The sequence below is a fragment of the Nonomuraea maritima genome, from assembly GCF_900100395.1.
Lineage (GTDB): Bacteria > Actinomycetota > Actinomycetes > Streptosporangiales > Streptosporangiaceae > Nonomuraea > Nonomuraea maritima.
The window spans coordinates 1-26,213 of sequence record NZ_FNFB01000010.1 but is presented as its reverse complement, the minus strand read 5'-3'; the positions used below and the strand labels follow the sequence as shown (position 1 = coordinate 26,213).

29 protein-coding genes and 2 pseudogenes are annotated in these 26,213 nt (G+C 68.2%); 12 read left to right on the top strand and 19 right to left on the bottom strand.

Annotated features, from left to right (window positions below):
* Positions 1–76 precede the first annotated feature (76 nt).
* From BLR04_RS18075 to nadE, 4 genes are all read right to left on the bottom strand, one after another.
* Positions 77–1,462, bottom strand: coding sequence for an ABC transporter substrate-binding protein (locus BLR04_RS18075; protein ID WP_090766233.1), 1,386 nt, complete (start codon positions 1,460–1,462; stop codon positions 77–79).
* Between the two features lie 25 nt (positions 1,463–1,487).
* A complete protein-coding gene (locus tag BLR04_RS18070; protein ID WP_090766229.1) occupies positions 1,488–2,327 on the bottom strand; it encodes a carbohydrate ABC transporter permease in 840 nt (279 codons plus the stop codon).
* A complete protein-coding gene (locus BLR04_RS18065) occupies positions 2,324–3,175 on the bottom strand; it encodes a carbohydrate ABC transporter permease (RefSeq protein ID WP_245740318.1) in 852 nt (283 codons plus the stop codon). The genes BLR04_RS18070 and BLR04_RS18065 overlap by 4 nt, the downstream gene beginning before the upstream one ends.
* A gap of 288 nt (positions 3,176–3,463) precedes the next feature.
* Positions 3,464–4,357, bottom strand: coding sequence for an ammonia-dependent NAD(+) synthetase (gene nadE / locus BLR04_RS18060; protein WP_176903149.1), 894 nt, complete (start codon positions 4,355–4,357; stop codon positions 3,464–3,466).
* 30 nt (positions 4,358–4,387) lie between these two features.
* Between nadE and BLR04_RS18055 the strand changes: the two genes are divergently transcribed.
* Positions 4,388–4,648, top strand: a complete 261-nt coding sequence (locus tag BLR04_RS18055) for a hypothetical protein (protein WP_143022088.1) — start codon at positions 4,388–4,390, stop codon at positions 4,646–4,648.
* Here BLR04_RS18055 and BLR04_RS18050 read toward each other — a convergent pair.
* Together BLR04_RS18050 and BLR04_RS18045 are read right to left on the bottom strand one after the other, a co-directional pair.
* Positions 4,640–5,806, bottom strand: coding sequence for a low temperature requirement protein A (locus tag BLR04_RS18050; protein WP_090766217.1), 1,167 nt, complete (start codon positions 5,804–5,806; stop codon positions 4,640–4,642). The two genes, BLR04_RS18055 and BLR04_RS18050, sit on opposite strands and share 9 nt — an antisense overlap.
* A 36-nt stretch (positions 5,807–5,842) precedes the next feature.
* The gene (locus BLR04_RS18045; RefSeq protein ID WP_090766214.1) at positions 5,843–6,604 is read right to left on the bottom strand and encodes a group II truncated hemoglobin; all 762 of its coding nucleotides are present in this window, start codon (positions 6,602–6,604) and stop codon (positions 5,843–5,845) included.
* Between the two features lie 153 nt (positions 6,605–6,757).
* Here BLR04_RS18045 and BLR04_RS18040 point away from each other — a divergent pair, with 153 nt between their 5' ends.
* A complete protein-coding gene (locus BLR04_RS18040) occupies positions 6,758–7,618 on the top strand; it encodes an aminoglycoside phosphotransferase family protein (RefSeq protein ID WP_090766673.1) in 861 nt (286 codons plus the stop codon).
* On the opposite strand, the gene BLR04_RS18035 is transcribed toward BLR04_RS18040, so the two are convergent.
* Entirely contained in the window at positions 7,619–8,215 is a 597-nt protein-coding gene (locus tag BLR04_RS18035) for a CHRD domain-containing protein (protein ID WP_176903148.1), read from the bottom strand.
* 204 nt (positions 8,216–8,419) lie between these two features.
* On the opposite strand from BLR04_RS18035, the gene BLR04_RS18030 reads away from it, so the two are divergent.
* Both BLR04_RS18030 and BLR04_RS18025 read left to right on the top strand, forming a co-directional pair.
* Positions 8,420–8,686: a GlsB/YeaQ/YmgE family stress response membrane protein gene (locus BLR04_RS18030; protein ID WP_090766207.1), complete on the top strand. Its 267-nt coding sequence runs from the start codon at positions 8,420–8,422 to the stop codon at positions 8,684–8,686.
* Positions 8,687–8,761: 75 nt separating this feature from the next.
* Complete coding sequence (locus tag BLR04_RS18025) at positions 8,762–9,127, top strand: DUF488 domain-containing protein (RefSeq protein WP_090766204.1); 366 nt, start codon at positions 8,762–8,764, stop codon at positions 9,125–9,127.
* A gap of 52 nt (positions 9,128–9,179) precedes the next feature.
* Here the strand turns inward: BLR04_RS18025 and BLR04_RS18020 are convergent, their stop codons facing one another.
* Genes BLR04_RS18020 through BLR04_RS18005 form a run of 4 tightly spaced genes read right to left on the bottom strand, consistent with a single transcriptional unit; the run spans position 9,180 to position 11,346 of the window.
* On the bottom strand, positions 9,180–9,593 hold the full coding sequence (locus BLR04_RS18020; protein WP_090766200.1) for a DUF6069 family protein: 414 nt from the start codon (positions 9,591–9,593) through the stop codon (positions 9,180–9,182).
* Positions 9,594–9,595: 2 nt separating this feature from the next.
* Positions 9,596–10,066, bottom strand: coding sequence for an SRPBCC family protein (locus tag BLR04_RS18015; protein WP_090766197.1), 471 nt, complete (start codon positions 10,064–10,066; stop codon positions 9,596–9,598).
* A complete protein-coding gene (locus tag BLR04_RS18010) occupies positions 10,063–10,398 on the bottom strand; it encodes an ArsR/SmtB family transcription factor (protein WP_090766669.1) in 336 nt (111 codons plus the stop codon). The genes BLR04_RS18015 and BLR04_RS18010 overlap by 4 nt, the downstream gene beginning before the upstream one ends.
* A 60-nt stretch (positions 10,399–10,458) precedes the next feature.
* Positions 10,459–11,346 (bottom strand): NAD-dependent epimerase/dehydratase family protein, encoded by an 888-nt coding sequence (locus BLR04_RS18005; protein ID WP_176903147.1) that lies wholly within the window; start codon positions 11,344–11,346, stop codon positions 10,459–10,461.
* 123 nt (positions 11,347–11,469) lie between these two features.
* Between BLR04_RS18005 and BLR04_RS18000 the strand changes: the two genes are divergently transcribed.
* The 3 genes from BLR04_RS18000 (at position 11,470) to BLR04_RS17990 (ending at position 14,296) form a co-directional block, all read left to right on the top strand.
* Positions 11,470–12,324: a helix-turn-helix transcriptional regulator gene (locus BLR04_RS18000; protein ID WP_090766190.1), complete on the top strand. Its 855-nt coding sequence runs from the start codon at positions 11,470–11,472 to the stop codon at positions 12,322–12,324.
* A 159-nt stretch (positions 12,325–12,483) separates the two neighbouring features.
* Positions 12,484–13,218: an endonuclease/exonuclease/phosphatase family protein gene (locus BLR04_RS17995; protein ID WP_176903146.1), complete on the top strand. Its 735-nt coding sequence runs from the start codon at positions 12,484–12,486 to the stop codon at positions 13,216–13,218.
* An 82-nt stretch (positions 13,219–13,300) separates the two neighbouring features.
* Positions 13,301–14,296, top strand: coding sequence for a hypothetical protein (locus BLR04_RS17990; protein ID WP_143022087.1), 996 nt, complete (start codon positions 13,301–13,303; stop codon positions 14,294–14,296).
* Here the strand turns inward: BLR04_RS17990 and BLR04_RS40695 are convergent.
* From BLR04_RS40695 to BLR04_RS41820, 3 genes and pseudogenes are all read right to left on the bottom strand, one after another.
* On the bottom strand, positions 14,262–14,663 hold the full coding sequence (locus BLR04_RS40695; protein WP_090766182.1) for a hypothetical protein: 402 nt from the start codon (positions 14,661–14,663) through the stop codon (positions 14,262–14,264). The two genes, BLR04_RS17990 and BLR04_RS40695, sit on opposite strands and share 35 nt — an antisense overlap.
* Positions 14,664–14,726: 63 nt before the next feature.
* Complete coding sequence (locus tag BLR04_RS41825; RefSeq protein WP_281191524.1) at positions 14,727–14,918, bottom strand: helix-turn-helix domain-containing protein; 192 nt, start codon at positions 14,916–14,918, stop codon at positions 14,727–14,729.
* Between the two features lie 194 nt (positions 14,919–15,112).
* Positions 15,113–15,247, bottom strand: a pseudogene (locus BLR04_RS41820) (DoxX family protein); the annotation flags it as partial.
* 190 nt (positions 15,248–15,437) lie between these two features.
* Here BLR04_RS41820 and BLR04_RS17970 point away from each other — a divergent pair.
* The 3 genes from BLR04_RS17970 to BLR04_RS17960 all read left to right on the top strand — a co-directional run bounded on the left by BLR04_RS17970 (position 15,438) and on the right by BLR04_RS17960 (position 18,740).
* The gene (locus tag BLR04_RS17970; RefSeq protein WP_090766176.1) at positions 15,438–16,181 is read left to right on the top strand and encodes an SDR family NAD(P)-dependent oxidoreductase; all 744 of its coding nucleotides are present in this window, start codon (positions 15,438–15,440) and stop codon (positions 16,179–16,181) included.
* 576 nt (positions 16,182–16,757) lie between these two features.
* On the top strand, positions 16,758–16,964 hold the full coding sequence (locus BLR04_RS17965) for a cold-shock protein (protein WP_020545593.1): 207 nt from the start codon (positions 16,758–16,760) through the stop codon (positions 16,962–16,964).
* Between the two features lie 348 nt (positions 16,965–17,312).
* Positions 17,313–18,740 (top strand): DEAD/DEAH box helicase, encoded by a 1,428-nt coding sequence (locus BLR04_RS17960; RefSeq protein WP_245740316.1) that lies wholly within the window; start codon positions 17,313–17,315, stop codon positions 18,738–18,740.
* Between the two features lie 509 nt (positions 18,741–19,249).
* On the opposite strand, the gene BLR04_RS17955 is transcribed toward BLR04_RS17960, so the two are convergent.
* Entirely contained in the window at positions 19,250–20,920 is a 1,671-nt protein-coding gene (locus BLR04_RS17955) for a SpoIIE family protein phosphatase (protein WP_218129044.1), read from the bottom strand.
* Positions 20,921–21,279: 359 nt separating this feature from the next.
* On the opposite strand from BLR04_RS17955, the gene BLR04_RS17950 reads away from it, so the two are divergent.
* Positions 21,280–21,867, top strand: a complete 588-nt coding sequence (locus tag BLR04_RS17950) for a DUF5994 family protein (protein ID WP_245740331.1) — start codon at positions 21,280–21,282, stop codon at positions 21,865–21,867.
* A gap of 168 nt (positions 21,868–22,035) precedes the next feature.
* Here the strand turns inward: BLR04_RS17950 and BLR04_RS17945 are convergent, their stop codons facing one another.
* The 4 genes and pseudogenes from BLR04_RS17945 to BLR04_RS42775 all read right to left on the bottom strand — a co-directional run bounded on the left by BLR04_RS17945 (position 22,036) and on the right by BLR04_RS42775 (position 25,047).
* On the bottom strand, positions 22,036–22,296 hold the full coding sequence (locus tag BLR04_RS17945) for a hypothetical protein (protein ID WP_143022084.1): 261 nt from the start codon (positions 22,294–22,296) through the stop codon (positions 22,036–22,038).
* A gap of 593 nt (positions 22,297–22,889) precedes the next feature.
* Positions 22,890–23,084, bottom strand: a complete 195-nt coding sequence (locus BLR04_RS17940; RefSeq protein WP_090766160.1) for a hypothetical protein — start codon at positions 23,082–23,084, stop codon at positions 22,890–22,892.
* Positions 23,081–24,289: pseudogene (locus tag BLR04_RS42780) on the bottom strand (IS701 family transposase). The gene BLR04_RS17940 and the pseudogene BLR04_RS42780 overlap by 4 nt, the downstream one beginning before the upstream one ends.
* On the bottom strand, positions 24,286–25,047 hold the full coding sequence (locus tag BLR04_RS42775) for a hypothetical protein (protein WP_176903145.1): 762 nt from the start codon (positions 25,045–25,047) through the stop codon (positions 24,286–24,288). Before BLR04_RS42775 ends, BLR04_RS42780 begins: the two are co-directional and overlap by 4 nt.
* Before the next feature lie 86 nt (positions 25,048–25,133).
* On the opposite strand from BLR04_RS42775, the gene BLR04_RS42770 reads away from it, so the two are divergent.
* The gene (locus BLR04_RS42770) at positions 25,134–25,715 is read left to right on the top strand and encodes a tyrosine-type recombinase/integrase (RefSeq protein ID WP_176903144.1); all 582 of its coding nucleotides are present in this window, start codon (positions 25,134–25,136) and stop codon (positions 25,713–25,715) included.
* Positions 25,716–26,213: the final 498 nt, after the last annotated feature.

The window sequence follows — 26,213 nt, the reverse complement described above, 5'->3', positions numbered from 1 at the left end:
GCGGGGCAGGAACCGAGGTGCTTCTGGTGCCCCGCGCTGAGCGGCGGGGCACCCCGAGGTTGCGTGACGCTCGTGGTTACTTCACGTTGGCGTTGTACTTGTCGATGGACGACTGCAGGCTCGCGGCCGCGTTCTGCATCGCCTGGTCGGCCGACGTCTTGGCCTCCTGGCCGGCGCCCGCGGGCACCGCCTGCTCCAGACCGACCTCAGCCGCCTTCCTGGCCTCCGGCATGACGCCGAGCAGGCAGCCGGACGTGGCCGGCGACGGCTGCTGGGCGCGCAGCTGCGTCACCGCGACCTGGAAGTTGGGGTTGTCGTTCGAGGTGGCCTGCGGGTTGACCGGCACGTAACCGGTCGCCGCGTGCCACTTGGACTGCTGCTCAGCCGAGTTCGCGAACTTCACGAACTCCCAGGCGGCCCGCTTCTCGGCGTCCGAGTGCCCCGCGGCGTTGATCCACAGGGACGCGCCACCGATGATCGTGCCTCCGGTGGAGGTCGCGGACGGCTTGGGGAACGGCGCGGTGCGCAGCTCGAACTTGCCCTTCGCGGCCTCGGTGTAGCCGCCGAGCGCGGACGTCGACTCCAGGTGCAGCGCGACGGTCCCGGTCTTGAACGCGTTCTGCGCCTGGTCGGTGGGCCGGCCGGTGTTGGTGGCGTACCCCTCCTTCACCAGGTCGCCCAGCCACTGGGCGAACTTGGGCCCGGCGCCGGTGCCGAAGTTCACCTTGGTGGCCAGCCCGCTGCGGCCGTTGCCGTTGTCGCAGTACTCGGCGTTGTCCTGGGCGGTCAGCTGTTCGACGAACCAGCCGTAGAGGGCGGCGTTGAAGCCGTACTGCGTGACCGTGCTGCCGTCCTTGACGGTCAGCTTCTTGGCCCACTCGCCGATCTCGTCGAGCGTCGCCGGCGGCTTGTCGGGGTCGAGCCCGGCCTTCCGTACGGCGTCCGCGTTCATGTAGAGCAGCGGCGCCGAGGAGTTGAACGGCATCGACCAGAGCTTGCCGCCGATCGTGTAGTAGCTGGCGATGTTGGGCTCGATGTTCGCGTTCTGGTCGAACTTGTCCTTCTCGATGAACTTGTACATCGGGACGACCTGCTGGGCGTCGTACATGAACCGCGAGCCGATGTCGTAGATCTGCACCAGCGGCGGCGTGGCCTCCTGCTGGATGGCCTGCTTGTACGCGACCACCATCTGGTCGTAGTCACCCTTGAAGACCGGCTTCACGGTGATCTTGTCGTTGGCCTTCTTGAAGTCCTCGACCATGGCCTTGATGGCGAGTTCGTTCTTCTCCTTCATGGAGTGCCAGAACTCGATCTCGATCGGCTCGGTGATCGCTTCTGGGCCCGGAGCCGTGGCGGCGTCGCCGCCCTCCGAGCCGCCGTCGGCGCCGCAGCCCGTCAGGGCGAGCGACAGCGCGGCCACGACGGCCAGCCCACCGCGCGTACGGGATCGGGGGAGTGTCATCAGAAGCTCCGTTTCTTGTGCACGATCACTTCACCGCGCCTGCGGTGAGCCCTCGGATGATGAAGCGCTGCCCGAAGATCACGAGCGCGAGGGTGGGGAGCAGCGCGAGGGTGACTCCGGCGAGGATCAGCGTGGGGCTGGACGACTCGGCGTCGTTCAGCATGGACACCCCGATCTGCAGGGTCTTGTACTGGTCGTCGTTGCCGAGGATCAGCGGCCAGAAGTACTGGTTCCACGTGGTCATGAACACGTAGACGCCGACGGCGGCGATGGCCGGCTTGGACAGGGGGAGGAGGATCCGCCACAGGAACCGCAGGTGCCCGCAGCCGTCCATGACGGAGGCGTCGCGCACCTCCAGCGGGAACTGCAGGAACGACTGCCGCAGCAGGAACGTGCCGAAGGCGTGGGCGAGGAAGGGCAGCGTGAGCCCGAGGTACGTGAGCGGACCCTTGGTCAGCCCGAGGTCGGAGATCAGCAGGTAGTTGGGCAGGATGATCGCTTCCCACGGCACCATGAGCGTCACCATGAAGATCGCGAACATCGCCGTCTTCGCCCACATCCGCAGGAACGCGAACGCGTACGCGGCGAGGACGCTCGTCACGAGCTGGCAGATGGTGACGATGCCGGTCTGGATCGCGGAGTTGAGGTACTGCCTGCCCAGCGGGATCGTGTCGAGCGCCGAGGCATAGTTGCCGAGGTCGATCGCCGTCGGGAACAGCTTCGGCGGGTAGCTGGCGAGGTCGCTGGGCGTCATGATGCCGCCGACGAACGCGTAGTAGAGCGGGAAGACCACCGGGAGCGCGCACACGACGAGCACCAGGTAGACGACGGCCTTGCTCGCCACCGAGGACTTGGTGCTGCTCATCGGTAGTGGACCTTCCTTTCCAGCACGCCGAACTGGACGCCCGTGCACACCAGCACGACCACCAGGAGCACGATCGCCGCGGCGCTCGCGGTGCCGAAGTCGGACGACCCGTAGCTGAAGGCCTTCTCGTAGATCCAGTAGACCAGCGTCGACGTGGCCCCGTCGGGGCCGCCCTTGGTGAGGATGTGGATCTGTCCGAAACTCTGCAGCGAGTGGATCGTGGAGATCACGATGAGGAAGAAGAGCTGCGGCGACAGCATGGGGATGGTGATCCGCCGGTGCAGCCGCCACCCGGTCGCGCCGTCGAGCCTGGCCGCCTCCACCACTTCGGTGGGGATCGCGCCGACTCCGGCGGACAGCACGAGGACGTTGTAGCCGAGCGTCATCCAGACCGTGGTGATCGAGACGGAGATGAGTGCCAGGTCGGGCTCGGTGAGCCAGCCGATCCGCTCGACGCCGACGTAGCTGAGGATGCCGTTGGCCATGCCCACGGCCGGGTTGTAGATGAGAGCGAAGATGACCGACGCGGTCGCGACCGAGAAGGCGAACGGCAGCGCGAACACCGTACGGAACATCCGCTGCCCGCTGATCCGCGACTCCAGCAGCAGGACGACCACGAGAGCGCCGAAGATCGACGGAATCACCGTGAAGAGGACGAAGAGCGCGGTCGTGCCGAGTGCCTTGAAGAAGCCCGGGTCGGCGAACATGTCCGCGAAGTTGTCCAGGCCGACGAACTTGTTGGCCCGGCCGATGATGTCGGTCCCCATCGTCGACAGGTAGAACGTCCTGCCGAGGGGATAGAAGACGAAGATCGCGAAGATGAGCAGTGAGGGGGCCAGGTAGAGCAACGATAAGCGGTGCTCGCCTGTCGGTCCCCGCCTCCGGATAGCGCGAGCTTCCATCGTCGTGCAGTCCTACTTTCGTTTACCGTATGTTCACTTTCGTGCTCGGTGGATTCTGCCCACTCGGGCCACGAAGCGGTAGGTCTGCCCTCAGCCCTCACATCGAACGTTCGCGGAACGTTATCCACGCCCTAAGTGCAGCAGACGCACGTGACCAGCACGTTCACTCCATCTGGCGAACACGTCACAACATGGAAAAGGCCCGCCGATGAGGCGGGCCGGATGTCACGGGGGTCAGGGACGCCACCAGGTGTCGAGGGGGGTGACGGGGACGGTGCGCTTGTGGCGGGTGGCGAGGTAGAGCCTCTCCACCTTCGCCGTCACCTCCGGAGGGACGTCGGCGCCCTCCAGGTAGTCGTCGATCTGCGCGTACGTCACGCCGAGCGCCACCTCGTCGGGCAGCGCGGGGCGGTCGTCCTCGAGGTCGGCGGTGGGCACCTTCTGCCAGACGCTCGGCGGCGCGCCGAGCTCGGCCAGCAGGGCGGCGCCCTGGCGCTTCGTCAGCCCGGTCAGCGGGGTGAGGTCGACGCCGCCGTCGCCGTACTTGGTGAAGAAGCCCGTCACGGCCTCGGCCGCGTGGTCGGTGCCCACCACCAGCATGTTCAGCTGCCCGGCGATGGCGAACTGCACCACCATGCGCTCGCGGGCCTTGATGTTGCCGCGCACGAAGTCACGCAGGCGGTCCTCGTCGCCCAGCACCTCGCGCAGGCCGAGCGCCGTCTGGGTGGCGGTGGCGTCCGCGCCGGGCTTGACGTCCACGGTGATCGAACGGTCGGGCTGGATGAACTTCAGCGCGATCTGCGCGTCCTCCTCGTCGGCCTGCTCGCCGTACGGGAGCCGTACCGCGAGGAAGGTGGCGTCGTAGCCCTCGGCGCGCAGCTCCTCACCGGCGAGCTGGCACAGCCGCCCGGTCAGCGTGCTGTCCTGGCCGCCGCTGATGCCGAGCACGAAGCCCTTCCCGCCGGTCGAACGCAGGTAGTCCTTGAGAAAGTCGATCCGCTCGCGGATCTCGATCTTGGGGACGATGGTCGGCTTGACGCCCAGCTCGGCGACGATCTGCTCCCGGAGATTTGCCACCCCCGTAATGTACTGGCCGCAATCCACCGGCCATCGCGACCCCCTGGCCATCCCCATCGACGGTGTGCTTAGGTGCTCGCGATGGGCGGCACATCCGAGAAAGGCAGGGGAGCCGGCTGGGCCATGCTCGCCGTCCCCCTTCTGATCGCCAACTGGTACGCGGTCGCCGCCGTCCTGGGACGCGACTGCCGCCTGCTGTACGAGGGCGGCAACATCACCCAGTGCGCCGGCGGTCTGTCGGAGGAGCAGATGACCGCCGTGTCAGCGGCGATCGCTCTGGCGCTGCTTGTCGTCGAGCTCGCCCTGGGTGTTCTGGTGAGGCGTCGCGGACGCTCAGGCTGATCGGACGGCGGTTCGTGGGCGGGTGTCCCGGAGTGCGACGGTGCCGACGACCAGGGCCGCGAGGACGGCCAGGGCGACGGGCGGGACGAGCGACGGCGCCGCGAGGACGAGCAGCCCGGTGAGGACGAGCACGGCGACGGCGACGAGCCTGCCCCCAGGCAGCCCGCCGAACACGACCCGCTGGAACACCGCGTGCCCGGCCAGGAACAGCGCGGGACCGCCCAGCACGGTGAGTACGGTGCCCGTACTCACGGGGCCCAGCGGGTGCGCGATGGCCAGTTCGTCACCCACGGCTGCGACGATGACCCCGGCCACGATCGGAATGTGGCTGTAGGTGTAGGCGGAGCGGCCGAGCCGTCCCGTGTCGTCCGCCGCGGCCACCCGCTCGGCGGCGGCCTCCGCCGAGTTGTCGAAGTACAACCACCACATCGCCACGCTCGTGAGGAAGGCCACGCCGAAGGCGGCCACCGTCGCGGCGGACAGATGCTCGCCCTCGGCCAACGTCAGCCCGGTGACCAGGACGGACTCCCCGAGCGCGAGCATCACGAAGAGCTGGCAGCGTTCGGCCATGTGGGCGCCGTCGATGGCCCACTCGGCAGTGGTCGCGCGGCCCAGGAACGGCATGCGGTAGCCGTGCCAGGGCGCGACGTACTCCATCAGCAGCGCGGCCACCCACAGCACCACCTGGCCGGTGCCGCCGGCGAGCGCTCCGGCGATCCACACCACCGCGCTGACCACCTGCCAGGCCAGGATGAGCCGGAAGGTGTGCCCGATGGGCTCGCGACGGGCCGCGACCGCCACCACCAGCGACCGCCCCACCTGCAGAACGACGTACGACGCGGCGAACCACAGGGCGCGCGGGCCGAACGCCTCGGGCAGCGCGGCCGCCATCGACAGCCCGGCCAGCATCATGGCCGCCAGCGTCAGCCGCATGGTGGGATGGTCGGGGTCCAGGTAGTTCGTGGTCCAGGTGGCGTACATCCAGGCCCACCACACCGCCAGCGTCAGCAGCAGCGTCCGCGCCGCTCCCGCCGCCCCGAGATGCTCCAGAAGCAGGTGGGAGAGCTGGGTGATGGCGAACACGTACACGAGGTCGAAGAAGAGCTCAATGGGCACGACCTTCGCGGCGCCGTCGCGCGGTCGCAGAATGGTTGTCATGACAGCAGCTTGGTGATCCGTCGTCGCGGTAGCGTCTCAGCCCTGGTACGGAGGGGCGACGCCCCAGCCCCACCGCGGCACCGGCGCCTGCTGCACAGGTGTCGCGTCCGGCTGGGAGTTGCCGAGTGCCAGCCGGGTTCCCCACTCGATGTAACCCATGAACGCGGCGCGGAACTCGGGGTCGTCCGGCAGGCCCACCTCGTCGGCGGCATCGACCAGCAGCGCCACCCAGCGACGACGCTGCGCCTCGGTGATCCCTCTGCCGAGATGCATGCGGAGCATGTGCGGATAGCCGCCGCGCTCGCCGGTGTAGCGGGCCGGGCCGCCGAAGACCTCCGCCAGCCACATGGCCACGTAGTGCGGGTGGCCGGGATCCATGTGCGCGAACAGCGGCCCGACCAGTTCGTCGGCCTTGACCAGCTCGTAGAACCGCTCGGTCAACTGCTCGAACGCCTCGGTCCCGCCTGCCCAGTCGTACAGGCTGGGGACGGAGCCGCCGTCGCCGCGCACCGAGGTCTGCTCGTAGTGGCGCATCTCCTCGATCATCTCGACGTAGGGCCGGATCTCCGCCAGGAACGCGGGGAACAGTTCGCCGCTACGGAAGCCCTCCAGGTGTTCCTTGGCCGACGTCCAGGTGATCCGCAGGATGTAGCAGGCGGGATCGTCCACGCAGCGGCTGAGCTCGTAGTTCACGCACTGCGGCGCCCGCGCCAAAGAGCCCGCCGCCCTGCGGTAGGCCTCCTCGAACTGTTCTGACCCGTCCTCAGGGATGCGGTAGCGAATGTACTCCACGATCACTGTTGCTCTCCCCGCCTCGACAGTGTGATCAAGGTAATGAGGTAATCAGTAGTGGAGCGATTTGTCGCGTTGTTTTCCTGATGTCGCCGAGCCGGGCCCGGGCGGCGCCGGGGGAGAGCTGTGGCGCCCGCGGGCTCGCCTACCATGGTCGGGATGGACACCCCCGCGGCCGAGGTCGACATCGACGCGCGCCTGGTCGACCGCTTGATCCGCGCGCAGCACCCCGATCTCGCCGCACCGCTCACCCTCGTGGCCAGTGGCTGGGACAACGTCATCTACCGCCTCGGCACAGACCTGTCCGTACGGCTGCCACGCCGCGAGGTGGCCGTCGACCTCATCCGCAACGAGCAGCGCTGGCTGCCGGTCCTGGCCCGGCACGTCGAGGTCGCGCTGCCCACCCCCGTCAGGGTGGGCGAGCCCGGCGAGGGCTATCCGTGGCCGTGGACGATCGCGCCCTGGTTCGACGGCCGTACCGTCGCCGACGTGCCGCCGTCCGGGCGGTCCGGCATCGCCGTCCCGCTGGCCCGGTTCATGACCGGCCTCCACCGTCCCGCGCCGGCCGACGCGCCGCGCAACCCTGTCCGTGGCGTCCCCCTCTCCGCCCGTGACCAGGTGGTACGCCGGCGCCTGGAGATGTCGTCCCGGCCGGCCGGCCTGCTGTCGCTGTGGGAGAGTCTGGTGGCCCTGCCGCCCTGGCAGGGGCCCGCGCTCTGGCTCCACGGCGACCCGCACCCGGCGAATTTCCTGTCCGACGGCACGGGGCTGGCAGCGGTGCTCGACTTCGGTGACCTCACCGGCGGCGACCCTGCCACCGATCTGGCCGCCGCGTGGCTGGTGTTCGACGAGCACGCCCGCGAGGTCTTCCGGTCGCACGTGGACGCCGACGAGGTGACCTGGGAGCGGGCGCGCGGCTGGGCTGTCGTCATGGGTACGGCCCTGGCCGTCCACTCCGACGACAACCCCCGCATGGCGGCGATCGGCGACCACGCCCTCGACCAGGTGCTGCTCACCTGACTACCAGCGGCCGCCCTTGACCAGCTGGCCGCGGACGGCGCCGTCGGCGAACTGCTTGGTGTGCAGGTTGGCGTACCAGGTCCTCGGGTTGGCCTTGATGCCGTTGAGCACGCTCAGGTCCTTGACGACGACCGAGCCGACGGTCGTGTTGCCGCGGGTCCTGCCGTTGGACAGCAGGTCGATGACGACGGGGCCGTTCACGCCCGCCCGGCCGCGGTGGATGTGGAGCGCGGTGGGCCTCGCGACCTTCTTCCACTGGACGAGGAAGAACAGGCGGTTGCCCTGGATGCGGAACTTGGCGACCGCGATCCCGTCCCGGTCGTTCACCTTCTTGCCCTTTTCGCGGACCTCGTTCCTGCCCAGGAGCACGGAGGCGAAGTAGGACGTCCTGGCCTGGCTCGCCGCGGTCGTGGACACCGCCGCCGTGGTGGGGTGGGAGACAGTGGACGTCGTGGACGCCGTGGACGCGGTGGAGGCGCCCGCGGGCGCCGACATGGCTCCGACGGCCAGCGCCGCGGCGACCGCTCCCATCACGCCGCGGCTCGCCAGTCGCTGCCACGAGATTCCCTTGCCGCTGCTCTGCTTGACGATGTTCATTCCAGCCCCCCTCGTAACGCGTGTTTCGGACATCCCAGACGTTAGGGTTGGGCGGGATCTCGTAATACGTCCAAATCCACACAAGGTGGCGAGTGCGTACAAAGGCATACAGGCGCGCCGCACTCGATCAAGGTGTGTACGCGATTTCGCCGGTAGTTGCGGGCATACCGATGAAGGAACGTCCCCCCGTCCAAGGAGCATTTCATGATCGGATTCATCGTCGCCGGCCTGATCATCGGCGCACTCGCCCGGCTGATCAAGCCAGGCAAGCAGAACCTCGGCCTGCTGGCGACCCTGCTGCTCGGCCTGGTGGGGTCGGTGATCGGTGGCACGGTGGCCGCCCTGCTCGGCACCGGCGACATCTTCGAGCTCAACGTGCTCGGCTTCATCGTGGCGGTCATCGCCTCGGTGGCCCTGATCGGCACGGCGGAGGCGATCAGCGGCGGCAAGCGGCGGCGCGAGCTGCGCTGAGCGATCCCGTCGTGAACTCGGCTTGACGTCCCCCGGCGTAGCGTCGGAACGGAACGGACGTCGAGGAGGCACGTCATGGCAGCTGGCAAGGGCAACGTCCAGGTGCGGCGGGTGTACGAGGAGCCCGACCGCGACGACGGCACCCGGGTGCTGGTCGACCGGATCTGGCCACGGGGTCTGACGAAGGCCAAGGCCGGGCTCGACGAATGGTGCAAAGAGGTCGCCCCGTCGACCGAGCTGCGCACCTGGTACCGCCACGACCCCGAACGCTTCGCCGAGTTCGGCCGCCGCTACCGCACCGAACTCGCGGACCCCGAGCGCGCGGCCGCACTCGCCCACCTGCGTGAACTCGCCCAGGGCGGACCACTGACCCTGCTCACCGCGACCAAACAACCGGAGATCAGCGAGGCCGCCGTCCTCGCCGATCTCCTCCAGCAGTGACGGCCGCCGGCCCGCGCCGCGAGGTCGCCGACGCACCGTACCTGATCGTCCGCTAAGTGGCTTCTGGTGGCCTTCGTCGGCGCAGTGCCAGGAGCCCGAAGACGGTCACGGGCGCGAGTGCGACGTGGCACAGCGCCAGCGTGATCGTGCTGACGTCGTCGAGGTCGGCGGGGATCGTCATGACCAGGATGGTGCCGAGCGCGATCACCGGGGCGACGACCAGCCCCGCGTACACGACCCACGGCCACACGCGGGCGAGCACCGCCGCCAGGGTCATGCCGACCAGTAACGGCACGGCGGTGAAACCGGCGACGGTGACCGCGTCGACCTGCGCGGGCCGACCCGCGGAGGTGAACCGGAAGTCGCCGCCGCCGGCCCGTCCGAGCCCGTAGATGACGAGGTTGAGCACCACGGCGACCGCCACGGTCACGGCGATCGTGCGGACGCTGGGGGGAACGCGTCCCATGGTCAGGGCCGGGGGGCTTCGCGGCGCAGGTACGCCTCGATCCGGTCGAACGCGCCCACCCACACCTCCTGCGCGAAGAAGTCACGCATCTCGACTGCCGGGAATCCGCTCTGCACCACCGTGACGAGCGTTCCGTCCTCGTGCTTGTCGAACGTGACCTCGACCGTGGTCGTCATGGTCATGCCGTCCGGGCTGCTGCCGACCGACTCGGTGACCAGGCGATGCGGACGCTCGATGACCAGGAACGTCTGCGTCTCACGGAAGAGCGTGTCGCGATCCGGGCCCCACACCGCGGTCTGCCGGCCTCCGACGCGCAGGTCGACCTCGATCTCCACGACGCCCGGCTGCTCGTCGAGGATGCTGAACCAGATCTTCTGCTTCTCGGCGTCGGTGTAGGCGTCGAAGACCTCCTCCGGGCTCGCGGGCAGGACCCGGGTCATCCGCAGCTCGGCGGTCTCGGTGTTCTGGGTCATCGGTCGGTCTCCTTGGTAAGGGTGAAGTAGGCGTCGAGGCCGTCGAGCCGGCGCTCCCAGAGTCGCTGGTAGAACCTGATCCAGGACATGGCATCCTCCAGCCGCTCGGTTCCGAGACGGCATTGCCGTGACCGCCCGACCTTCTCGGTGACGACCAGCCCGGCGGTCTCCAGGACGTGGATGTGCTTCCTCATACCGGTGAGCGTCATGCCGAACGGTTCGGCCAGCTCTCCGATCGAGGCGGGCCCCTGACCGAGCCGAACCAGAATCTGCCGCCGCGTCCCATCCGCAAGAGCCGCGAACGTCCGGTCAAGAACCTCTTGCTGAACCATGTGGTTCAGCATATGACACTGAACTAGTTGGTGCAATAACCCTGGGATCGCGGGTCCGCGTCAGGCCGCGGCCGGTGCGTACGAGCCGGAGGTCAGGTCGTCGAGCAGGCTCGGCGACGTGGGGTTCCAGCGGAACAGGCGCCGCGCCTTGCCGGAGTCCAGCGGCGCTGAACGCGTGAGGACGGCGGCGGCCGGTCCCATCAGCTCGACCGCCTGCTCGGGAGTGACGGACACCGCGCGGGCTCCGGCCGTCGCGGCGACGGCCTCGACGATCCGGCGCATGGGGGTCCGCTCGGGCGCGGCGGCGTTCACCACCGTCCCGGGCGAACCCTGCCCCAGTACGGACGCGTACAGCGCGGCGAGGTCGTCGACGTGGACCGACGACCACTCGTTGGTCCCCTCGCCGATGTAGGCGACCATGCCCTGCTGCCGGGCGGAGGCCAGCATGCCCTGGAGCAACCCCGACCCGCCCCTGCCGTGCACGAGCCCCGCCCGGATCACCGTTCCCGCGACGTGGCCGGCGTCCAGCACCTGCCGCTCGCCGTGGATCTTGAAGGGCTGCGGGCTCCCCGGGTCGACGGGGTGTTCCTCGTCCACCGTGACGCCCTGGGTGTCCGGGTAGACGAGGCCGGTGCTGGTGTAGACGAACGCGGCCCCTTCGTGCAGCCCGTCCAGCATCGAGCGCAGCGCGTCCCGCTCGATGTCACCCATGGCGGCGTCGAAGTAGTCGACGGCGGTGTGCACGACGGCGTCGGCGCCGGCGGCTGCCGCGCGCAGGACGTCCAGGTCCCGCAGCCCGCCGGGCGCCGCCTTGGCGCCCAGCGCCTCGACCCGCTCGCGGGCCCGGTCCGACCGGGCCAGGGCGACCACCTCGTGCCCGGCCCGGACCAGGTGCTCGGTGACGACGCCGCCGACGTAGCCGCTCGCACCGGTGATGAAGATACGCATGTCTCGTGCCTTTCCTCGGGTTGGTGGATTCACTGTCACCTGGGCGGATCCCGCGCAACCAGGGACCAGGAGTCCTTGGCTGAGGCCGGGCACGCGACGTACCGCGGACATATCGTGAGCCACATGGACAGACGAGCGTTGGCGGACTTCCTGCGCAGCAGTCGAGCGCGGGTCACCCCGGCGGACGTGGGCCTGCCCCAGGGACACCGGCGGCGCACCCCTGGCCTGCGGCGCGAGGAGGTCGCCCAACTCGCGTACATCTCCGTGGACCACTACACGCGGCTGGAGCAGGCACGCGGCCGGCACCCCTCACCGCGCGTCCTCAGCGGCATCGCCCGCGCGCTGCGTCTCACCGACCAGGAGCGCGCCCGCCTGTTCCAGCTCGCGGGGGAGAGGGAGGAGAACGACGCGGCCGGACCGGTGCGCGAGGTGCAGTCCAGCACGCTGAACCTGATCGACCGGCTGGGCGACGCCGCCGCGATCGTCGTCGACTCCACCTGCCGCGTCGTGGCCTGGAACCCGCTGGCCGCGGCCCTGCTGGAGGACTTCTCCGCCCTGGCCCCCGGGCAGGAGCGCAACCTCATCCGCCGGTACTTCCTGCACCCCGACCCGTACCTGCGCCACTACGGCATGGGCGCCTCCGACCGGTTCGCCGTCACGGCGGTCAGCTACCTGCGCATGGCGGTCACCCGTTACCCCGACAACCGGGAACTGAAGAACCTGGTGGCGGAGCTGGTGGCCGGCAGCGAGGGATTCGCCCGCCTGTGGGAGTCGCAGCAGTTCCGCATCGACCACCACCTGCGCCAGACCGTACGGCATCCGCAGGTCGGGGCGATCGACCTGGACTTCGACATCCTCACCGTCCCCGGCCAGGAGCAACAGGTGGTCATCTTCACCGCCGAACCCGACTCACCCGCCTACCGCTCCCTTCAGCTGCTGAAGGTCATCGGCACCCAACGCATGACCGCGGAGACCTGACCGGGAAGGTTCAGCGCATCAGCACCTCATAGGCGCAAATAACGCAACAGGCACGATAAGCAGGACATATAACCACGAAGCACTGAAGGCGGTAAAAGAGATCAGTAGGGCAAAAGCGGCGGAGGCGCGGGCATGAACTGGGAAGAACCGTACGGTCCCATGATCGATACTCGCGTGCGTCTGCTGACCTGGAACGTTTGGGGCGAGTACGGGCCATACGCCGAACGCGCCGAGCGCATCGAAAAGGTGATAGGTGAGCTGGCGCCCGACGTAGTGGCTCTGCAGGAGCCGACCGGGCGTACGTTCGGCTACGAGCACACCGCGGTGGCCTCGGAGAAGTCCTCATGCGCGCTGCTGTCGCGCTGGCCGATCATGCGGAGCGAAGAGCGGCACCTGCCGGGCGGTGCGCTGCCGGGCAGCGCCTTGTTCTGTGAGCTGGCGGGACCACGGGGCCCGCTGCAGGTGTTCAGCGTGATGATCGGTGCGTTTCGGCTGGACGAGTCGGAGGCTCGCCACATGCAGGTACGGGCGTTGACCGCCTTCGTGGGCGAGGTGGCCTCGCGGCGATGTCCGACGGTCGTGTGCGGGGACTTCAACGCACCGCCCGACAGCGACGAGATCAGAATGCTGACCGGACGCAGCGCGCCGGGGACACCGGGCGTGGTCTTCTATGACGCGTGGGAGATCGCCGGCGACGGCGGCCCCGGCTACACGTGGAGCAACGCCAACCCATGGGCACGCGCTGGGCTCTATCCCGATCGCCGCTTCGACTACGTCCTGAGCGCCTGGCCGCGCGCAGGAGGTGCGGGGCATCCGGTGCGCTGCGAGGTGGTGGGTACCGGCCCGCAGACTGCCTCCGACCACTACGCCGTACTGGCCGAACTGCGGTACTGACTGAGGGCGTTCTCAGCGCCTTTCAGGGAGTTCAAAGGCGGGGCGGAGCAGACTTCACAGGTCTTCTTCTGTGGAGGTCGGCATGGGCGGACGGGTCGCGTCATCCATCGGACGGTGGCCGCGATGGGCGGGTCACGCCGCGAGCGGAGCAGCCGCCCTGTACGGCTGCGTACTGCTGGTGGCCGCGCTCCTGGGCTACCGCTCGTTCCTCGGCGTCACGGACCTCGGCCTGCCCGACGTCGCCTGGCCGGGCGCGGTCGTGCTCCTCGTCGGATCCGTGGTCGCGGCCGCCACCGTACGCCCGTGGGGTCGACGCGTACCGTCCCGCGTCCTGTCGGCGGGCGCGTGGGGCGTGGCGCTGCTGGCCCTGGCGGGTAGCTGCATGGTGCTGCTCCACCTGATCCAGCTCGTCCTGACCGGTACGGCCGACGGGGTGATCTTCGTCGAGCGGCTCTGTCTGGCCGCCGTCGGGGCCCTGTTCACGGCCACCGCGCTGGCGCACACCCGCCGTAGCGCCGGCGTCTGCGTCCGGTGCGGCCGGGCCCATCAGGCGGACGCGACGAACCGACGGCATCCCGCCCCGCACGCGGCTCCGCCCATCGTGCGACGGATCGCGTACGCCGGCTGCTGCGCGTTCCTTCCGTACCTCGTCCTGCACACTCTCGGCGCGGCCGGTGTGCCGGGAATCGAGCCCGGCGGTTTCCGGCTGACCTGGTACATGCTGCTGGCGGGGTACTGCGGCGTCGGATTGGCCGTGTTCCTGTTGCTGGGCCTCGTCCGTCCCTGGGGCATGGTCTTTCCCCGCTGGACGTTGTGGTGGGCGGGCAGACGAGTGCCCCGATTTCTGCCGCTGACCCCGGTCTGGCTGATCGCACCCACCTTCGCCCTGTACGGCACCACGAGCGGGATCCTCGCGGGTGCCGGCGTCCTCGGCGACGACCTGTTCGGCATCGGCGGAGCGGCGTCGCTGGCGTTCGGCGCGTACGGCTGGGCCCTGGCCGTCGCCGCGGTCTCCTACCAGCTCCGAACCCGCCCCCTGTGCGTCAGCGAACGAACCAGCGGACCGCCGACGGAGTGAGCAAGCCGATGACGATCGCCGCGGGCAGCACGGTGGACGGGTGAACCAGCGTCATCCAACCGAACTCTGCGTGCACCACGGCCATGACGAGGTGATAGCCGACCATGACTCCCTCGAAGGCGATGCCACCCCAGCGCACCCACTTCTGGCGGGACGACCACCTGAATACCAGCAACCCCATGCACACCAATACCACGACATAGGGCATCAGCAGGACGAGAAGCGCAGGATGGCTGAAGGCGCCCATGAACAACGGCGTCATGATCGCCGCACCGAAAAGGCCGAAAGCCAGCTGCACAACCACGACGAACCTGGTAGCCGCCAGAATCGCCGGCATTTTCTCGGCTTGAACGGCCATGTTGATCATTCTGCTCCATACGGACAGTACAAGAACAGATCCCTACCAAAACGCCATTCGATTGCTCAGCATTTACAGCGCCGCCGACGTCGCGTGCTCCAGACGCCAACGCGCGGGCGTCGTTCCGAACTGCCGCTGGAACGCCCGCTCGAACGTCCGCGACTCGCCCATCCCCACGGCCGCTCCGATATCCGAGACGGCGCGCATGCCCTGCTTCTGGTCCGACAACGACGCCCGTGCCGCCAGCAGCCGCTGTTCCCTGATGCAGGCCCCGGCGTGACCCCGATCCGCGAGAACAACGCGTGGGTGTGCCGCACGGAGACAACGCCGCGACCGCCAGATAGATCACGTTCAGCACCATGAACGCGAACTCGCCGCGCCGGCCATGAGTGATCATCGCCGACCATCAGCAGGACCCAGCAGACCGCGGTCACCGGCACCAGAGCCGGCGCGATCCCGAGCACGGCAGGCAGGATCAAGCCCAGCGCGGCCAGGAACTCCAGGCCACCGAGGGTCCTGACGAAGCCCGCGCCGACGTCTCCGGTCCACCCTCCGCCGGGTGCCGCAGCCAGTTTCGCCACCGGCGTGAACATCTTGGTGGCGCAGCCGCTCAAGGCCACCGCGGCCAGCAGTCCGGCAGCGATCCACAGCGCGAGATTCATCGTCTACTCCCTGATCAAATCTGCCTGTACGTCCGGCAGACGAGGCATCGACTCAGCCAGTGACATGTGATGCCGGTCACACCGTGTCACAGCCGGACGGCCGCATCTCGTCTCAGGGGGCATGACGAACTCGGCACAGACCTCAGTACTGATCACCGGCGGCAACAAGGGACTCGGCTTCGAGACGGCCAGGCGGCTCGGAGAGATGGATTGGACGATCTTCCTCGGCTCCCGCGACGAAGGCCGCGGACAGGCGGCCGCCGACAAGCTGACCGCCGCCGGCGCGAACGTGATCATGGTTCCGCTGGACGTGACCTCGGACGAGTCGGTGGCCGACGCCGTACAGCTCGTCCGCAAGCACACCGACCGACTGGACGTGCTCATCAACAACGCCGGCGCGCCGGGAAGGGTGATCCCACCCGCGGACGCGACCGCTGACGAGCTCCACTCCGTCTACGACACCAACGTGTACGGACCCGTCCGGGTCACCCACGCGTTCCTCCCCCTGCTGCAGGAGGCCGAGAACCCGCGCGTGGTGATGGTCTCCAGCGCCGCCGGCTCCTTCGCGGTCGTCGCCGACCCGCACCAGCCCGCCTCGAAGATGCACGAACTCGCCTACAGCTCGTCGAAGACGGCACTGAACATGATCACCGTCCGGTACGCCAACGCGCTCCCGACCATCAAGTTCAACATGGTCACTCCCGGAGAGGTCGCCAACCACAAGTTCGCCGCCACCGACATGAACCACCACACCGGCCAGCTGACCGCCGCCGAAGGCTCCGACCCGATCGTCGAACTCGCCACCATCGACGCCGAAGGACCGACCGGCATCTTCATCGACCGCCTGGGCCCCGTCGCCTGGTGACCACCCCTCGGGCTGGATCCCGAGCGTCGGCGTAGCGAGCGGTGATGACCTTCCGGCCGGCGGCGTACGCGTACTACTGCTTGGCCGCCGGCGCGCACATATGGCCCGGCGCCAAGCCGCCGGGTACCGCGCCGACCTGCTGGTCTGCTCGGCCGTACAGGGAGGCCGGGCCGGCCGGGCCACCTGCGGGCGCAGAACCGTAAGCCTTTCCCGGCGTGAATAGCGGCCTCTTCGATGAGCTGCAGGACGAGGAGATTGCCTGGCCGAGCGGGGTGGCGCGGTGCGGGCAACAGTGCAGTTGAACCTGGAACTTGCGGATCAAGGCGGCGATGGCGCGCGGATGATGACGACGACGATGATGACGACGTCGGCGGGGGCATGCGCGGCACGGCCACACGTGTGTTAGATTGAGCCTAGTTGCAGTTGTGGTACCCATAAAGACTTGTGTGCACCTGACGGTATGTAGCCTCAGGTGCATTTTTTGTTTTCCGGTCATCTCCGGGTGTGGTCCTATCGCGGCGACGCGGAGTCCGTTCGACGCGGATTTCGGCTATGCACCTATCAAAGGAGATCAACATGGCTTCCGGCACCGTGAAGTGGTTCAACGCGGAAAAGGGCTTCGGCTTCATCGAGCAGGACGGCGGCGGCGCCGACGTCTTCGCGCACTACTCCAACATCGTCGCCAACGGCGGCTACCGTGAGCTGCGCGAGGGCCAGAAGGTGGCCTTCGACGTCACGCAGGGCCAGAAGGGCCCGCAGGCCGAGAACATCGTTCCCGCCTGAACACACCACGTAGCCGGGGCCCGCGCCGCAGGGCGCGGTCCCCGGCGCGTTGCTTTTGTGGCATCCCTCGTGCCGTGATGGCCTCACAACCGAGAAGCACAGCGTGTCTGTTCTTCCGCCGCACACCGGATGCACCACCACCGATGGTTCGGGCATAGGCCCGCTCCAATCCTACGGCGCGGCGTCATCGCCGCGTTCTTCCCGGCGAAAGCCGACCATTTCGACGTACGGGCCCAGGCGGTTTTCCGCCGGTTCGACTCGTCTTTTCTTCGGCTCGTGCTCGCTGTTCTTGTGCCGCTCATCGCACCGAGGATCACTTGACACGTGCCGCATCGAGGAAGGTTCTGTATGAACCACGCAACTCGCGCGCACGATCGCAACTCTTCGCCCCATACGGGCGGCTCCGCCCGAAGCAGGGGTGGCCAATTCGGCTCTCCGGCCAAGGGCCGTTCAGGCCCCTCCAGCCGGTCCGGCAACGGGCGGCGTCCCGCCGCGCTCCAGAAAGAGTTCGCGCTGCCGGTCACCGTCACCCCGGCCCTGCCGGCAGCCGCGACATTCGCTGAGCTGAGCATGCCGCCCGCAGTGCTGAAGGTGCTCACCAGCCTGGGCTTGAACGAACCGTTCCCGATCCAGGCGGCCACGCTGCCGAACTCTCTGGCCGGCCGGGACGTCCTGGGGCGGGGACGCACCGGGTCGGGCAAGACACTCGCCTTCGGCCTGGCCCTGCTCGTTCGCACCTCTGGACAGCGGGCACAATCGCGGCGACCGCTTGCACTGATCCTTGTCCCCACCAGGGAACTGGCCCAGCAGGTCACCGATGCGCTCACACCGTACGCCCAAGCACTGAAGCTGCGGCTGGCCACGGTCGTCGGCGGCATGTCGATCAGCCGCCAGGCCCATGCGCTGCGCAACGGCGCCGAGGTCGTCATCGCGACCCCGGGACGGCTCAGGGATCTCATCGAGCGCGGCGACTGCCGCTTGGACCAGGTCGGCATCACCGTGCTGGATGAGGCCGACCAGATGGCAGACATGGGCTTCATGCCGCAGATCACCCACCTGCTCGACCAGGTGCGCCCAGACGGCCAGCGGATGCTGTTCTCCGCGACTTTGGACCGCAACGTCGATCTGCTGGTCCGCCGCTATCTGAGCGACCCGGTGGTCCATTCGGTCGACCCTTCGGCGGGCGCGGTCACCACGATGGAGCACCACGTGCTGCACATCCAGGGTGCCGACAAGCAGGCCACCACTATGGAGATCGCTGCTCGCGACGGTCGGGTGATCATGTTCCTGGACACCAAGCACGCTGTGGACCGGCTCACCGAACAGCTGCTGAACAGCGGAGTGCGCGCCGCCGCGCTGCACGGAGGCAAGTCCCAGCCCCAGCGCACCCGCACCCTCGCTCAATTCAAGAGCGGCCACGTCACGGCGCTGGTGGCGACCAACGTCGCGGCCCGCGGCATCCACGTCGACAACCTGGACCTCGTCGTCAACGTCGACCCGCCGAGCGACCACAAGGACTACCTGCACCGCGGCGGCCGCACCGCTCGCGCCGGCGAGTCCGGCAGCGTCGTCACCCTGGTGCTGCCCAATCAGCGCCGTGACATGACCCGCTTGATGGCCGATGCCGGTATCGTCCCGCAGACCAGCGAGGTCCGTTCGGGCGAGTCCGAGCTGAGGCGTATCACGGGCGCCCAGACTCCCTCAGGTATCCCCGTGACCATCACCGCACCGGTTGTCAGTCGTCGGTCGGGACGGAACGGCAGACGTTTCCGGTAGCAGCGGATGGGGGCTCGCCCAAGCCAGGTAGTCAGGCCTTTCGGGCGGCAAGAGTGCTGAAGAGATTGGCCCGCGAGAACGGCGAGGCGATCGATCCCAACTACCTCACCCACCGCTTGCACAAACTGGGTTTGGCCGGCGGCCTTCCCCCCGGTGCGGCTGCGCGACCTGAGACATGGAGCCGCGACACTGGCCCTGGCGGCAGGAGCGAATCCACGCGTAGTGCAGGGCCTGCTCGGACATGCCGGCATCGTCCTCACCGCCGATATCACGACAGCGCCCGGGCCACAGCCCGGCGGTCGCATCCGAGATGCGGTGTAGAAGTGAACGAGCGTAGGTTGCCGTGCTGTACCGTCCAAAGTTCGCACTGCGCAAGGACCTACGCTCACTGTCTCGAACGTCCCGTATTGCCCTGCTTCGCATCAAAAGAACTCATCTGTCGCTGTATCACAGCAGTCTGACAGAGAGGGGTGGCGTGAACCGCTTGTCACCCGGCATGAAAGAGTCGGTCACTCCGAGGCGGCCGGGATGCGTACGGCCAAGAGGGCGACGTCGTCGGCGGTGCCAGGGGGCATGTGGGCGAGGACCTGGTCACAGAAGTCGTCCAGGACATGGCAGGCCAGGGCGGCGGCGTGGCGGCGGAGTCGTCTCAGACCGATGTCCAGATCGGTGCCGGGGATCTCGATCAGGCCGTCGGTGTAGAACAGCAGGGTGGCGCGAGGTGGCAGGGGGACCGTGGCGTCCGGCCGGCTGACGTCACTGAGGCCGGTGCCCAGCAGCAGGCCCTGTCCCTGTTCGAGAAATTCGGCGCGTCCGTCGGGTGTGACCAGCAGAGGCGGTGGATGACCGGCGTTGGTCCATCGCAGTTGCCAGGGACCCTCATCCGGACCTTCAAGGCGAGCCAGGATGACGGTGGCCAGAGGGACATTCGTGATGACGGGAACGGCCTGATCGAGGCGGTCGACGATGGCGCTGGGAGGTCCCGTCCGATCCCAGGCCAGGGCGCGCAGCATGCCGTGCAGTTGGGCCATGCCCGCCGCGGCGGCCAGGTCGTGACCGACGACGTCGCCGATGACCAGCGCGGTGGCGCCGTCACGCAGGAGGAACGCGTCGTACCAGTCACCGCCTACCTGGGAGCCGGCGGGGGCGGGCTGGTAGCGGGCCGCGAGGCGCAGCCGGCCGGGTTGCGGCAGGGATGCGAGCAGGTTGCGTTGCATGGCCTCGGCGATCTGGCGTTGGCGGCCGAACCGCAGGGTGTTGTCAATGGCCAGGCCGACGCGGCGCCCGATGTCGCCGATCAGCGACACCTCGGCGGAGTCGAAAGGCCGAGCGGCGCCGGTACGGGCCAGGGTGAGGGCGCCGGTGACCCGCCGGACGGTGCCCAAAGGTGTGATGAGCACGGAGGTGGCGCCGATCGCCTGGAGGAAGCCCGTCTGGACGGCGGCCAGAGGAGAGTCGGGTGGCTGAGCGATGTCCCCCAGCCCCATCAGGACGGGATCGCCGCCGCGCAACACTCGTACCAGAGAAGAACGTGAGTGCTCGTCCAGCGCGGGAAGTGGACCTTGCCACGCTTCCCACTCGGCGCGGCTTTCTGGTCCGATCGCCGCCACTCTTCGGACGCCCTCGTCCGTTCGCAGGTCGATGGCGATCCAGTCGGCCAGGCGCGGCACCAGCAAGCGGCCGAGCCGGGCGAGTGCCTCCTCGGTGTCCAGGGTCTGCGCGAGCGCTGTGGCGATCTCCGCGGCCAGGGCCAGCCGGTCGGTGAGGTCCTCCAAGGCGGTCACGTGCGCTGCGAGGTTGACCGCTGCTTCCCGGTCGGTTCCGTCGCCGGACATCAGCACGATCATGCCGAGCACCTCGCCGTTCCTGGTCACGGGATCGCTGAACCAGGTGACCGGGATGAGATGTCCGTCCTCGCTCAGCAGTGTGTCCGCCCCGCGGGCGCGGAGGCGACGGGTGAGGGCCGTGAGCAGCCGGCACGGCTCCTGGGGCAGGGTGGCGTCCTCGACGTGGCGGTGCAGCAGGAGGTGAAAGTCCTGCCCGCTCATCGCCGAGGCGGTACGGCCCAGCAACTCTTCGGCAGCCGGGTTGACCGCGATGATCCGGTCAGAGGAGTCCAGTACGGCCACGCCGGCACCCAGATGGTCGAAGACCTCGCGCCAGAAACCCGGCTGTGTCACCCACCACTGACCCCGACCGTCGGATGTGCTCTGGGCCACGCGTTTCCTCCACACTCGACGTACCGCTCCCAGCCGAAAACAACCCCGCAGGCATCGGTCGGCTATCAGGGATGATCACTGATGAGAAACGGTTGTGCCCGGCGACGCGCTGGTTCGACATCGCCCGGCGATCACGCGCGGAGTACGGTCATCCTCCGAGCCGATCACCACTGCAAATGGCAATATCACCGATTTCCGCAGTGGAGCCTTGATGCCTCTCGTTTCGCGAAATGAGATAGAATAGAAAATACCGAGGACATTTCGCGCGTTGGCATTCGGGTTGGCGTCGCCCGCGGCGATAGATCACTTCCGGCCTCGTGATGAGGGGCCTGACAGGCCAGACAACCATGATGACGACAATCCTCTTCCCGTCGGGTCCGGTTTTCGCGGAACAGTCCGCGCTCAGGCTCAGCCTGAACACCGTCCTCCACCAGCAGGGCACGATCGACGGAGCGTGGTGGCCGCGCACCCGCGATGCCGGCACCGAACTGCCCGCTCTCATCTCCGCCGTCGACCAGCGGCTCGGCAGGGCCGTCCTGCGTGTGGGCCTGCATGTGGACGCTTGGGACCACATCCCGCGCCGAATCCAGGCACCGGGCCGTCAGGTCAGGGTGGCCTGGTTCCGCAGCGCCGACCCGCACCTGATAACCCTGAGCTTCGCGGGAACCTCGCCGGTCAGCCTGCTGGTCATCCCGCCCCGCACCGCTGCAGGCCCCGCTATCGCCGCGCTCACGCGCGCCGTCGCGGACACGTTTGGTGTGCGTCCTGCCGACCTCCTCCGCGCCGCGGCACCCGAGGAGAGCTCACCTGCCCAGGACGGCTCAGCCTCCTGGGAGAATGAGGGCGGTCGCGTCACCGAGCCCGCGCCCGAACGGCCCGCCACCCGCCTCCGGCCAGTGACCCACTGAGCGGCCAGATGAACCGATCCGGGCCCGGCAGCAGCTGGATGTGCGCGGCGTGCGCGCCCGCGTGGCCGGGCGGCAGCTCACATCCGTAAACGGCCTTGTCTCCGTGCCGGCCTCCCTCGGCCAGCGGAGCCCATTCGGCGTCGGTGAGCATGTTGTAAATAGTCGCTGCTACAGGTACTGGCCCGCCTCGGCGCTGTCTGTCTTCGACACACGCGCCGACACCACGTTGGCAAGGTTGATGACTATGCCGTTCACGTCGGCTTCGCGATCATATCTAGCTCGCATCAACACCAGGCTGCGCCGCTCGTCCATCGCACGAGCGATCGCCGTCACCGCCTCCGGCTCTCCGTCGAAGTCGCCGCTGATCACGGAGACGTCTTCGCCGCCCATCAGGTGGAATCGAATGATCAGTGCGACATTCCCAGGCACGGTCGGCTCCTTTCGCCGGCATCCGCAAGGGGCTCCTACCCAGGGTCGAACGCTGTAAGTAGTCGTCCTCCACATTCGCTTACCGTGGTGCGGGGGTGTGTGCCCTCCAGCCGGGCTGGGAGACGGGAGTGCAATCGCGGCACCCGCTCGAGCGGGGCGTGCGCGAGAGCGGCGGTGTTGCCGGCCAGGACGGCGGGGTGCGGGGCGGAGAGCGGCACGGCCCGCGACTGGCTTGTTCTTCCGGAAGCTGCTACGGCCGGTTGTGTGATTTCTGAGCTGAGGGCGTGTTTCCGGATTTCACCCGCTGAGGCTACTTCTGGAATTGGCGAATTCTGGAAGTCATGCCGTACAATCGAAATACCGAGGTCTTTTCGAGCGTTGGCATTTAGGTCGGCGTCGCCCCCGGCGAACCACCACCCGGCCTCCCCGGAGGCCTGGACAGGCCAGGCGACCATGACGCCGACACTTCTTTCTCAACCCGCACCGCTCAGCCCCGCCTCGCCCGCAATCCCTCGGGCCGATTGCGCGGTACGGCTCAGTCTCCGCCCAGTGCCGAACCGGCGAGCGGTGGTGGACGGAGCCTGGTACTACATTCACAGATCTTGAGGTAGTGGATCTCCACGTCGCCGGTAATGGCTGAGCCGGGCACGGGCCTGGTGGAGGCGGCGGAAGGCCGACCAGACCAGGACGTGTTCGATGGCATTGGCGGCAGGGATGAACAGCCGGGCCAGGACGCGTCGGATCTCCGCCAGCGAGGGCAGCGGCACGGGCTCGGGAGCGCTGTTCATGGTGGTTGCGGCGGTGGCTGACAGTCTTTTCCCTGGTCGGCTGCGGTGTCGTTGTCATCAGGTAAGGCTGCCTGGGTGACGGCGAGGAAGGTCAGGGCGAGCATGACCGTGGTGACGTGCCGGTGCCAGGGTGTCCACTTACGGACCTGATATTGGGTCAGGCCGAGCAGGTCCTTGCTCTGGGCGTTGTTCTCCTCGATCTTCCAGCGCAGCCCGGCAAGCTTGATCAGCTCGGTGATCGGGGTGCCGAGCGGGGCGTGGGCGAGGAAGAACTCGATCTCGGCGGGGTCGGTTACCGAGCGGCGGATGAGCACGGTGTGCGTGTGGCCGGGGGCGGGTTGCTGGTCGGCCAGGCGCACGGGCAGGCAGGTCCAGTCATACAGGCGGGTGCCCTTGGTGCCCTGTCCACAGGAGCGACGTTCCCAGATGGCCGGGTTGCCGTGGGCCAGCAGGCGATCGAGGAGGTGGCCGACCGGTTCGCTGCCGCCGCCTACGGCGATCAGCGGCAGGTCGGCCGGGACGGCCAGCACGTAGCCGATCTAACGATCGTGGCAGAAGGCCCGCAGGTCGGGATCGCGTCCGTAGCCGCAGTCGCCGCACAGGTAGCGAAACGGAGTGCCGGCCGCGATCTCCTCTTCGAGCATGTCGATCACCAGGTGCGGCTTGGTGGCGAAGACGACCTCGTCGGGCACCCCGGCTTGCCTGCGCCGCTCCGGATCGTCTGCCCAGGCCTGGGGCAGGTACAGCCGCCGGTTGACGAAGGCGTGTCCCGCTGCGGAGGCGTAGGTGAGCATGGGCATGACCTGGCAGTTCTCGATCTGTCCGGTCAGCCCGCAGTACTGGCGGGCCACGCCCACGGACCTGTCGCCCTTCTTGATCGCGCTGGTGTCGTCGGCGATCAGCACACCATCGGGGCGGCCCAGATGCTCCAGCACGTAGGCGCGTACCTCATCGCGCAGTGCGTCGGCGTCCCATTTGGCTCCGTTCAGCAGCCACTCGAACCGGTGCGCCTTGACGTGGCCGATGTGGTCGGCCAGCTGCCAGGAGTTCTTCCGCGGGACATCGGCCAGCAGAGCACGGACCAGGTCGCCGAACGTTGAGCGTGGCTCAGGCCGGGTGAACATCGGCCTCGCGATCCGCTCGGTCAACGCGTTCAGCTCTGCATCCCAGGACACGACCAGATCGTAGGTGAGAGAACAGGTCACACGATGACGATGGCCCAACTACACCGCGTCACACAGGCGAACGCCAAGATCTGTGAATGTAGTACCTGGCGCATGTCCGCATGGACCGGCTGTGGGTGTCCGTCCTGCAGCGGGTCTTCGACGTGATCGACGAGAAGAACGAAGCCATTCGGAAAGCGAAGCAGTCGGACGACCCGGAGGTGCGGGCGTCGGCCCGCGGGAAGCGGATCACCGGCCCGGCCACGAAGCAGCGCATCAGAGCAACCCTCAGCACGGTGTTGAGTGACGCGGTCCGCCAGCAGGTCATCAGCGTCAACAACGCCGGGGCGATCAAGCTGGAGTCGGCCAAGCGGCCGAAGGCGCTGGTGTGGACGAAGCAGCGGGTCGAGGCGTATGAGGCCAAGTTCGCCGAGCGTCTGGCTGTCGTGCGGGCCGAGGCCGGCGGCAAAAAGGTCAGCGCCGTCCGGGTGTGGGAGTCCGCCGAGCTGCGGCCCAGCCCCGTCATGGTCTGGACGCCGGTCCAGTTGGGAGCGTTCCTGGACGTAGCCGCCCAGCACCGGCTGTACGCGCTGTTCCACCTCATCGCGTTCCGAGGCCTCCGCCGCGGCGAGGGCTGCGGCGCCCGCTGGGTGGACCTCGATGTGGATGAGCGGACTCTCGCTGTGGAGAAGCAGCTCGTTCAGATCGGCTGGGAGTTCGAAGAGGGCGCCCCGAAGACGGAAGCCAGCGACGGCGTCATCGCCCTCGACACGGGCACCGTGGCCGTGCTCAAGGAGCATCGAGTACGGCAGACCGAGGACGCCTGGCGTGGGGCGAGGGGTGGCAGGACGCCGGCCGCATCTTCACTCACGAGGACGGCACCGAGTTGCACCCGGCGTGGGTCAGCGAACTGTTCTCTCAACTCGCGTTCAAGGCGGGCCTGCCGCCGATCCGGCTGCACGACCTACGGCACTGTGCCGCCACTCTGGCGTACGCCGCCGGCGCGGACACGAAGATGGTCAGCTCGATGCTGCGGCACAGCTCGACCAACCTGACGGAGAACACGTATACGACGGTGCTGCCGGAGCTGGCTCACGAGGCGGCGGAGGCGACCGCGGCGATCGTCCCGCGAGGTGTCTCCCAAACTGGCGGTCTCCCCTCGGTCTCCCAAGGGGGTGCGAGCGACGCTGCGGATTCTGGAGGAGAGGTAACGCCCCTGGTCAAAGCCTTAGAGAGTGGTAGGGCGCCCGGGGCTCGAACCCGGAACCTACGGATTAAAAGTGGAAGGTCCATCTTCGGGACACTGCGGCTACGACCTTGGGTTTCGTGCCGCCGTCCTGGCCGACTGCTGGGCGCAATCCGCACATGTTCCGGATCTTGCTTCACTGGACCACCGCCCTTCAGCACGCACTCGACCCTGATAGAACGGCCCGTGCCGCATTCGGCGATCAGCCATGTTCCTCGGTGAGCCAGGGTGAGGAACGAACCCTGGATCGTCGATCGCCCCCAAGCACGTACGGCGTCCAGCCATGCAGTGGCGATCGTAGGGCCGCATCTGAGCGGCGGCGGGGCAACCCCGGTCGGTGCGTTCGGTTGGTACGGCGGGGCCTGCGTGCGGTGCCCGGCCCGGTGTCCCGCCGCCGTCCGGGACCGGCCCCCAGGCCGCACGCCCGGACGGCGGGCGGGCGGAGGGCCGGGGGTACGGCGGCGCGCCGCGCCGCCGCTTGATACCTAAGAGATCAATTCGGCAACCAACTGCGGGGTTGGATCAGTTCTTCATACCGGGGACCGCTGGCGTCTCGCTCGGCTTGAGGCGCGCGAGGTTGCTTCGACGGGTGGGTTCGAAGGATGCGGTTACCTATGGTCTGCGCCGAGTCCGCGCAGCAAGAGAGCGGCAGACAAGAGCCCTGCGCCGAGCGCTGGGGCAAGCTTGATCAACCAAGAAACAAGCACCTTGGCTATGGCA

Coding starts and splice junctions, on each gene's coding strand:
- BLR04_RS18075 (WP_090766233.1), bottom strand. CDS start 1,462: ATGACACTCCCCCGATCCCGTACGCGCGGTGGGCTGGCCGTCGTGGCC.
- BLR04_RS18070 (WP_090766229.1), bottom strand. CDS start 2,327: ATGAGCAGCACCAAGTCCTCGGTGGCGAGCAAGGCCGTCGTCTACCTG.
- nadE (WP_176903149.1), bottom strand. CDS start 4,357: ATGGCCAGGGGGTCGCGATGGCCGGTGGATTGCGGCCAGTACATTACG.
- BLR04_RS18055 (WP_143022088.1), top strand. CDS start 4,388: ATGGGCGGCACATCCGAGAAAGGCAGGGGAGCCGGCTGGGCCATGCTC.
- BLR04_RS18050 (WP_090766217.1), bottom strand. CDS start 5,806: ATGACAACCATTCTGCGACCGCGCGACGGCGCCGCGAAGGTCGTGCCC.
- BLR04_RS18040 (WP_090766673.1), top strand. CDS start 6,758: ATGGACACCCCCGCGGCCGAGGTCGACATCGACGCGCGCCTGGTCGAC.
- BLR04_RS18035 (WP_176903148.1), bottom strand. CDS start 8,215: ATGAACATCGTCAAGCAGAGCAGCGGCAAGGGAATCTCGTGGCAGCGA.
- BLR04_RS18030 (WP_090766207.1), top strand. CDS start 8,420: ATGATCGGATTCATCGTCGCCGGCCTGATCATCGGCGCACTCGCCCGG.
- BLR04_RS18025 (WP_090766204.1), top strand. CDS start 8,762: ATGGCAGCTGGCAAGGGCAACGTCCAGGTGCGGCGGGTGTACGAGGAG.
- BLR04_RS18020 (WP_090766200.1), bottom strand. CDS start 9,593: ATGGGACGCGTTCCCCCCAGCGTCCGCACGATCGCCGTGACCGTGGCG.
- BLR04_RS18015 (WP_090766197.1), bottom strand. CDS start 10,066: ATGACCCAGAACACCGAGACCGCCGAGCTGCGGATGACCCGGGTCCTG.
- BLR04_RS18010 (WP_090766669.1), bottom strand. CDS start 10,398: ATGGTTCAGCAAGAGGTTCTTGACCGGACGTTCGCGGCTCTTGCGGAT.
- BLR04_RS18005 (WP_176903147.1), bottom strand. CDS start 11,346: ATGCGTATCTTCATCACCGGTGCGAGCGGCTACGTCGGCGGCGTCGTC.
- BLR04_RS18000 (WP_090766190.1), top strand. CDS start 11,470: ATGGACAGACGAGCGTTGGCGGACTTCCTGCGCAGCAGTCGAGCGCGG.
- BLR04_RS17995 (WP_176903146.1), top strand. CDS start 12,484: ATGATCGATACTCGCGTGCGTCTGCTGACCTGGAACGTTTGGGGCGAG.
- BLR04_RS17990 (WP_143022087.1), top strand. CDS start 13,301: ATGGGCGGACGGGTCGCGTCATCCATCGGACGGTGGCCGCGATGGGCG.
- BLR04_RS40695 (WP_090766182.1), bottom strand. CDS start 14,663: ATGATCAACATGGCCGTTCAAGCCGAGAAAATGCCGGCGATTCTGGCG.
- BLR04_RS17970 (WP_090766176.1), top strand. CDS start 15,438: ATGACGAACTCGGCACAGACCTCAGTACTGATCACCGGCGGCAACAAG.
- BLR04_RS17965 (WP_020545593.1), top strand. CDS start 16,758: ATGGCTTCCGGCACCGTGAAGTGGTTCAACGCGGAAAAGGGCTTCGGC.
- BLR04_RS17960 (WP_245740316.1), top strand. CDS start 17,313: ATGAACCACGCAACTCGCGCGCACGATCGCAACTCTTCGCCCCATACG.
- BLR04_RS17950 (WP_245740331.1), top strand. CDS start 21,280: ATGAGGGGCCTGACAGGCCAGACAACCATGATGACGACAATCCTCTTC.
- BLR04_RS17940 (WP_090766160.1), bottom strand. CDS start 23,084: ATGAACAGCGCTCCCGAGCCCGTGCCGCTGCCCTCGCTGGCGGAGATC.
- BLR04_RS42775 (WP_176903145.1), bottom strand. CDS start 25,047: ATGCTCCTTGAGCACGGCCACGGTGCCCGTGTCGAGGGCGATGACGCC.